At 31.4% G+C, this 6,706-nt stretch carries 10 protein-coding genes; 1 reads left to right on the top strand and 9 read right to left on the bottom strand.

Annotated elements, in window-relative coordinates:
• Positions 1–179: 179 nt before the first annotated feature.
• From ACODSB_RS11685 to ACODSB_RS11645, 9 genes are all read right to left on the bottom strand, one after another.
• Complete coding sequence (locus tag ACODSB_RS11685; protein WP_488937174.1) at positions 180–590, bottom strand: helix-turn-helix transcriptional regulator; 411 nt, start codon at positions 588–590, stop codon at positions 180–182.
• A 205-nt stretch (positions 591–795) separates the two neighbouring features.
• A complete protein-coding gene (locus ACODSB_RS11680) occupies positions 796–1,443 on the bottom strand; it encodes a DUF5661 family protein (RefSeq protein WP_256634549.1) in 648 nt (215 codons plus the stop codon).
• A gap of 87 nt (positions 1,444–1,530) precedes the next feature.
• Positions 1,531–1,692, bottom strand: a complete 162-nt coding sequence (locus ACODSB_RS11675) for a DUF1328 family protein (protein ID WP_035644678.1) — start codon at positions 1,690–1,692, stop codon at positions 1,531–1,533.
• Between the two features lie 85 nt (positions 1,693–1,777).
• Positions 1,778–2,833, bottom strand: coding sequence for a DNA topoisomerase IB (locus ACODSB_RS11670; RefSeq protein WP_488937173.1), 1,056 nt, complete (start codon positions 2,831–2,833; stop codon positions 1,778–1,780).
• 138 nt (positions 2,834–2,971) lie between these two features.
• Positions 2,972–3,211 carry a DUF7218 family protein gene (locus ACODSB_RS11665; protein WP_053472232.1) on the bottom strand — a complete coding sequence of 80 codons (240 nt, stop codon included), beginning with the start codon at positions 3,209–3,211 and terminating at the stop codon, positions 2,972–2,974.
• A gap of 341 nt (positions 3,212–3,552) precedes the next feature.
• Positions 3,553–4,245: a hypothetical protein gene (locus ACODSB_RS11660; RefSeq protein WP_180859764.1), complete on the bottom strand. Its 693-nt coding sequence runs from the start codon at positions 4,243–4,245 to the stop codon at positions 3,553–3,555.
• A gap of 47 nt (positions 4,246–4,292) precedes the next feature.
• Complete coding sequence (locus tag ACODSB_RS11655) at positions 4,293–4,937, bottom strand: hypothetical protein (protein ID WP_488937172.1); 645 nt, start codon at positions 4,935–4,937, stop codon at positions 4,293–4,295.
• 50 nt (positions 4,938–4,987) lie between these two features.
• Positions 4,988–5,362, bottom strand: coding sequence for a hypothetical protein (locus tag ACODSB_RS11650; RefSeq protein WP_488937171.1), 375 nt, complete (start codon positions 5,360–5,362; stop codon positions 4,988–4,990).
• A 38-nt stretch (positions 5,363–5,400) separates the two neighbouring features.
• A complete protein-coding gene (locus ACODSB_RS11645) occupies positions 5,401–5,676 on the bottom strand; it encodes a hypothetical protein (protein WP_488937170.1) in 276 nt (91 codons plus the stop codon).
• Between the two features lie 275 nt (positions 5,677–5,951).
• Between ACODSB_RS11645 and ACODSB_RS11640 the strand changes: the two genes are divergently transcribed.
• Positions 5,952–6,539, top strand: a complete 588-nt coding sequence (locus tag ACODSB_RS11640; protein WP_488937169.1) for a DUF4142 domain-containing protein — start codon at positions 5,952–5,954, stop codon at positions 6,537–6,539.
• Positions 6,540–6,706 lie beyond the last annotated feature (167 nt).

Below are 6,706 nucleotides of genomic sequence, written 5' to 3'. Positions count from 1 at the left end.
GAACGTTTGAACCGCTGGATTATTAAAAATTATAGAAAAATCAAACGTTCCTATGGAACGCAAAACATAATAAAATATAATTTTTCTACCAACGAGATGTTCCTACGGAACAAAGAAATACATGAAATAAAAAAACCGTTAAGAATTATACTTAACGGTTTTTTTTATGATTTAAATCTTTATTTCGAATTCAATAATTTCTCTAAATAAGATATTTTTTCTCTTTCAGATTCTAATAAACGTTCATATAAACTTTTATTTTGTTCTACAGATTCCATTAATTTATCAAGCGGATTAAAATTGCACGTATTGTAATTTCCAACAGTTCCTTGACTATTATCGTAAAAAGTATTAAAATAAGTAAACACTGCTTCTTCAGAGAAATTTTTAATTGCTTCCACGCTCAAGCCCAAAACTTTTGCAATTTCAATCAATTTTTCTTCATCAACTGTTTCGCTGTTTTCAATTGCAGAAATCGTTTGCTGGCTGGTTCCTAAAGCTTGTGCAAGTGCTTCTTGCTTCATGTCTTTTAGTTCACGAAGACGGCTTATTTTTCGCCCTATATGGTGTGATCTTGTTTGTGTGCTCATAATTCAAAGATAATAATTTGAAGTAAAAAAATAAAAAATATGTATGATACTAGATTTTTCAAGTACGATACTGATAAAATGCTCCGTTTCCAGAATTGGGCAAATTTACATTATTAGCAAAAATACAATTTTTCAGACAAATTATTTTAAAATAAAAAAACCGTTAAGAATAAACTTAACGGCTTTTTTTTTTGTCTTTAAAATGCTAATCTCCTATTTTTTCCAGAACCGGAATATCATCCATTTTTTGTAAACGTTCTACAAGTCCTTCCTTTGCCTCTGCTAATTCCTGCTCGGCTTTGCCTAATTCTTTATACCACTCTTCTTTTCCAGATTCTGAGCTTTCTATTTTGCGCATAATCTCATAAATTTCGCCTTCGGCTTCCATCACCTTTAGGCGTTTATAGTACGTCAGGCTTTCGGTCATGTGTGCCAGTGCAATCATTGCCGTTAAAAAAGGATGATTGTTGGTTACGTTTACATCTCTGATTTTTCCGTGTTCGAGTTCGACTTTTAAAGCAAAGGCAAATTCTTCCATATTAAAATCGGCATGTTTGCTTTCTGGGTTCAAATAAGCCTTAATTGCTTCGACATTATCCATTGTCGAAAGATCAACATCGGTTTGTTTTCCGTCTAGTAAATCTTTGTAAACCACATTTGCCACGGCTCTTGCTTCGGCAATTGTTGGATCGTTTTCGGGATTTTCGAAATCACGTGTTGTCCAATCCCAGTTTTCCGGATGAACAGGCTTGATGTATTTTTCACAAAAATCTGTTACATCGTTTTTCAAACTTACCATTTCGTCTTGTCGTTTAATGTAAACGTCCTGGTAAGCTCCGCTTTTAGTTCCCATAATTTGATATTTTTAAAAGATAAACGACACATTTACCGAGATATATGTGCCGTTTTAATTTCGTTCTTATTTTACTGAATCCTAGTGTTACACACTTCTTCTTCCGCTTATCAGCGAAATAATAAACAACACTAAGAATATGAAAAATAAAATTTTTGCTATACTAGCGGCTCCAGCGGCAATTCCACCAAAACCAAATATTCCCGCAATAATTGCCAGAATAATAAATATGACTGTCCATCGTAACATAATAATTGATTTTTAGTTAATACTGATTTTGTTTGTTTTTAAACTTTATGCTTTTGAAAGAGGTGCATTAACTCTTAGATTTTAATTACAGTAAACTGACCTGATAATTTTCAATCAGTTCTGCAAAGGCGCTTTCGCTTCTTGAAAAGTATTTTTTTGTGCTTCGGCTCTTTTTTACTTTATCAAAATAGGGCTGAATCGATCCGTCTTCATAAGTTGTGACCAACAAGGGATGAACGTAATAATTCTTGCACACATTTCTTGTGTTTCCAAGCGCTTCTGCTGTGGCATCATAAGCCTGAACAATGTTTCTTTTGATTTCTTTTTCGTCTGATGTAACGCCTAGTTCCATTAAACTTTCAAAGAATATAATTGAGGCGGCCCAGGTTCTAAAGTCTTTGGCACTGAAATATTCGCCCGATATATTGTGCAGATATTCATTGACCATATGACTGTCTAAAACCTTTCTTTCGCCGTTTTTATCGTAATATTTAAAAACTTCCCAACCCGGAATTTCCTCACAGCGGCTTACCAGTTTAATCAATTGTTTGTTTCTTGTGGTAATGGTGTGCTGTTTTCCTTTTTTTCCGATGAATTCAAATCGGAGGGAATTTTTATTGATGTTGATGTGTCTTTTTCGTAAAGTCGAAAGTCCGTACGATTTGTTGTCTTTCGCGTATTTTTCATTTCCAATTCGGATATGCGTTTCTTCCATTAACCGAATCACAAGTGCAATTACTTTTTCTTTCGACCATTCTTTTTGTTCTAAATCGATATCCACTTGTTTTCGTATAGAAGGAAGCTTTTGTCCGAATTCTGCAATTTTGTAAAACTTGGTTTGATTTCGAATTAAATTCCATTTTGGATGATACCTATATTGTTTTCTGTTTTTAACATCTAAACCTACCGCTTGTAAATGTCCGTTTGATAAGTCGGATATCTTTACATTTACCCATGCCGGCGGTAAAACCAGGCTGTTAAAACGCTTTATTTCGCTTTTTTGCTTAATACAGCGTCCGTTTTTTTTATAAATAAAACCATCATCTCCCTGGCATCTTTCAATTGGTAAATTTTGATTGTTTACATAAACTAATTCTAATTTTTCTAACACCAAATGCGGTGTTTTAATTAGTTGTGTCATTAGTTTTTGGGTTCTGGCGGTATTCATGTTCGTTTTTCTTTTTTTTTGCCGCAGATTTCACAGATTCAAAGATTTTTCCTTTTTCATTCTTTTCATCTCCATAATCTTAGAGAATCTGCGAAATCTGCGGTATTTATTTTAATTAGTTCTGAGTGATTTAATCAAGCTTTTTTTATTCATGTAAGAACGTCCGGAAACGCCTACTTTTCTGGCTTGTTGATAGAGCTCATCTTTTGTCCATTCTTCATAAGGCTTTGCTTTTCCGCCTTTTTCTCCTGCATCTGGCGTATTTGCTATACGCGCCGATTTCTCTTTACTGTATCCCTTATTTAAAAGAGCTTCGTATTGTGCTTCGTTTTTAATTCTTGGATCTGGCATAACTTAAAAATTAGGTTAGTAATTGTTGTATGGTTATATCAAAGTTCCCAAAAAGAAAGATTTTTCTGTTATACAATTATCGTTATAACTTTCATAATTAAGATTGTAGACTTTAGATGATTTTAGATTTTAGATTGCAGATTTTAGATTATTCGCAATCTTGTGGTTTAGACGGAGGAGAATTCACATTATCCCGAAGTCTTGGGACGCAAAGAAAAGCGCCAATCTTTGTCGATATGCGAGTGCGATTTCTCCTCCGTCGAAATGACAAATAGTGTTGCGCTAAAAACAAAAAATCCCATTCTTTCGAATGGGATTTTGTTATTTAATATTCTTGTTGACTATATATCTTTCTCAACTATATATTTTTTCTTATTGCTTTTTGGATCCATGTAAGAAATACCAAAACCTTCTTTGTCTGCGTTTAAAGTTAATTGTGAGAGTATTTCTTTTTTAATCTTCTTTCCTTTAATATTAATATCAGTTGTAAAACTTCCTTTAAATACAATTTCTAAGTTTGTCTTATCAATTTTATATTCAATATCTGAGATTAAAAACTCTGCTTTGAGATCTTTTAGAGAGGTCTTTTTTTGAAAATCAAATACTTTTACATCCGTTTCACTAAATAATATAGAAAGTCCTTTATTGTATAAATCGATTCTTCCGTTTCCGCTTTCTTTATCTTCATTTACAAATTCATTGAAAATAACATTAAATGATGGGTATTTTTCTTTAGTATTTACATTGAATTTTAAAAATACTCCGCTATTTAAAAAATCATATTCCAAATCAGATCTGGGGATAACTTGAAAACTATAAAATGCGGCAGATCTCGAGGAAGATGTTTGCAAATCTTTAATAAACAACAATTTACTTGTTACTTTTAATCCGTCTCTAAAATAATTGAGTTCTGGACTAAAAAGTGATTCATCTGTATTATTACCCAAAAACAAATCATCAAAACCCGGAAAATACGCTTGCGCGGAAACTGTAAGGTTTACAAGAAATAATAAGGAAACGATGAATTTTTTCATTTTGTTCTAAGGTGATTTTTAGCTAAGATTATAATAACGTTGATTCATTATTGTACCACTTCTTCATAAGAAATTTGAATTGAATCATCCTTTTTTGCTGCATCCCAATAAACGAATGGTTCTGCTTTTTTAATTCCGGCAAGATCTTTTTCAAAATTATTTTGATACTTAATAATTTCTTTAATGTCTTTAACATCATTTTTCAAAGCAACTTCATCAAATTGAATATTCCCAACATACAAAATCTCTCCTTTGGTTACTTTAAAAGGAATTGAAAAACCATTGATGTTACCGTTTCTCTGAAGAACTGCAAAACCACTATTTGTAAAGAGTCGAATATTTGTAATTACATATTCACCTTCAGGTTTTTCAACTGCAAAAAGATATGTCAATCCGCCATCTAAATCACCTTTATGTCTCATTCTTGTAATCTGTGCAGGAATAAAATGCACTTCTTTTGAATATTTTCTGGATAACTTAGGATCAGTAGACTTGTAACTTATTAACATAAAATATCCATGAAATTTAGCTTTTTCAGCAGGAAAAGTAAGGGAACCGAAAATTAAGCCATTGTCTGTTTTCCTTGGATTAAAAGTCAAATTTTGTGCTGTTGATGTTGATACGGCACAACAAAAAATGAAAGTGGATAAGAATAAAATACGGGCTAAAGATGTAATAGATTTAGTTTTCATTTAGTTATAATTTAAAAAATGTTTGTTTTTGATGGTGTGAAAATATAAAATTAACTCCAACTCATATTAATATATACTGTATTTCCTTTTATTTTTACCCGGCCTCCATAAGATTGCAGATCCTTTGGATGAATTTCATATATCTTAGTACCATCTTTTATTTCTGGCTCAACACCTTTAAATCCTTTACTTTTTAAAATCCAGTTTTTTATTTCAGATTCTGAACTCGTAAATTCAATAATGAATTGTCTGGTAAAAATACTTCCCCGTTTTTCCATATTAGTAATATCGGCATCTTTAGGAAGTTTATCTAATTTTCCCCAGCTTAAAGCAGCCTCAATGGCTTCATCTCTATCCCAAGGCATAACAAACGATGAAAAATAATTTAGGTAAATAAAAGAAAATCCTAAAAATAGTAAGATCAAAAATATTTTGATTATTCTCATATTAGTAAAGGCTTATATTATTTGGTTAAACCAATGTCATCAATAGTATCTTGCGGTAAAGCTTTTGTTTTTAACAACTTAAAACCGTACTTGAAAATAAAGTAAATTATAATACCAAATATTACCATCATAATGAAAATTCCGAAAAGAAATCCTATTCCTTCATAAGTGGATTTCCCCAATACTCCGATACTTTGCACTAATGCTTTTAATATAGCTATAATCAAGGAAAGTGAAAGTAGTGCTCCTATTATAATTAAAAGAATACCGAGAATCTTTTTTACTGCTGTCATAAATATAATTTCTATGTTTTATTGGGCGAAAATACAATAGTTCAAACTTAATTTAATTTAAAAATTCGCTTTTTATTCTGTTTCTAGCTTTATATATGTATAGGAAATTAACCTAATTACTTTAACAAGTATACTAATAAATTAAAATTAGAGAATAAGTATTTATACTGGTTTATCATTCAGCATCCAAATCATATAACAATCTCTAAAAATCCTGTAAGACATTCCTGTAACTTCTCAATAATTTTACATCATAACATTTAAACTATAAAATCATGAAAAAGATATTATTAGCCAGTAAAGCAATTTTAGGAGCAGGACTTATTATTTTATTCCTTAACTCTTGTAAAAATGAAGTAAAACAAGAAGATCCAAAAGAAGTTGCAGAAGATGCTAATGAAGCCAAATTTGACTCTATTGACAGTAAAGAAGATGATTCTGAATTTTTAGTAGATCAGGCTGAAATTAACCTGGCTGAAATCGAAATAGGAAAATTGGCACAGCAAAAAAGTACCAATGCCGAAGTGAAAAAATTTGGAAAAATGCTTGTTGATGAGCACACTAAATCAGCATCTGAAGTAAGTGCTTTAGCAAAAGCTAAAAACTTTACACTGCCAAATTCACTTACTGAAGAAGGACAAGAAGAATACAACAAACTAAACGAAAAATCAGGTCTTGATTTTGATAAAAAATTCGCCGATATGATGATCGACGGTCACGAAAAAGCAATTGACAAACTTCAAAAAGCATCAAAAGATGCACACGACGAAGATGTTAAATTTTGGGCCTCAAATAATATCGCAGGATTAACAGCACATTTAGAACATGCCAAATTGCTGAAACAAAATCTGGACAAAAAGTAAAATAAATTTAATTGGTTATTATTTATTTTTAAGAAACCCCTCAAGAGTTGAATTGCTTGAGGGGTTTTGTTTTTTTAAAGGTGCAAAGGTTCAAAGCTGCAAAGGTTCAAAGTTTTTTTAAAACCCTATGAGAAACCTTTGTTACTTTGAACCTTTGCAGCTTTGAA

The sequence above is a fragment of the Flavobacterium sp. FG68 genome, from assembly GCF_057808895.1.
The sequence above is the reverse complement of the archived record's forward strand: the minus strand, read 5'-3'. Positions and strand labels throughout refer to the sequence as shown.

Excerpts from the sequence above, each read along its gene's own strand:
- ACODSB_RS11665 (WP_053472232.1), bottom strand. The coding sequence starts at position 3,211 with ATGCCAGATCCAAGAATTAAAAACGAAGCACAATACGAAGCTCTTTTA.
- ACODSB_RS11655 (WP_488937172.1), bottom strand. The coding sequence starts at position 4,937 with ATGAAAACTAAATCTATTACATCTTTAGCCCGTATTTTATTCTTATCC.
- ACODSB_RS11675 (WP_035644678.1), bottom strand. The coding sequence starts at position 1,692 with ATGTTACGATGGACAGTCATATTTATTATTCTGGCAATTATTGCGGGA.
- ACODSB_RS11640 (WP_488937169.1), top strand. The coding sequence starts at position 5,952 with ATGAAAAAGATATTATTAGCCAGTAAAGCAATTTTAGGAGCAGGACTT.
- ACODSB_RS11680 (WP_256634549.1), bottom strand. The coding sequence starts at position 1,443 with ATGGGAACTAAAAGCGGAGCTTACCAGGACGTTTACATTAAACGACAA.
- ACODSB_RS11670 (WP_488937173.1), bottom strand. The coding sequence starts at position 2,833 with ATGACACAACTAATTAAAACACCGCATTTGGTGTTAGAAAAATTAGAA.
- ACODSB_RS11660 (WP_180859764.1), bottom strand. The coding sequence starts at position 4,245 with ATGAAAAAATTCATCGTTTCCTTATTATTTCTTGTAAACCTTACAGTT.
- ACODSB_RS11645 (WP_488937170.1), bottom strand. The coding sequence starts at position 5,676 with ATGACAGCAGTAAAAAAGATTCTCGGTATTCTTTTAATTATAATAGGA.
- ACODSB_RS11685 (WP_488937174.1), bottom strand. The coding sequence starts at position 590 with ATGAGCACACAAACAAGATCACACCATATAGGGCGAAAAATAAGCCGT.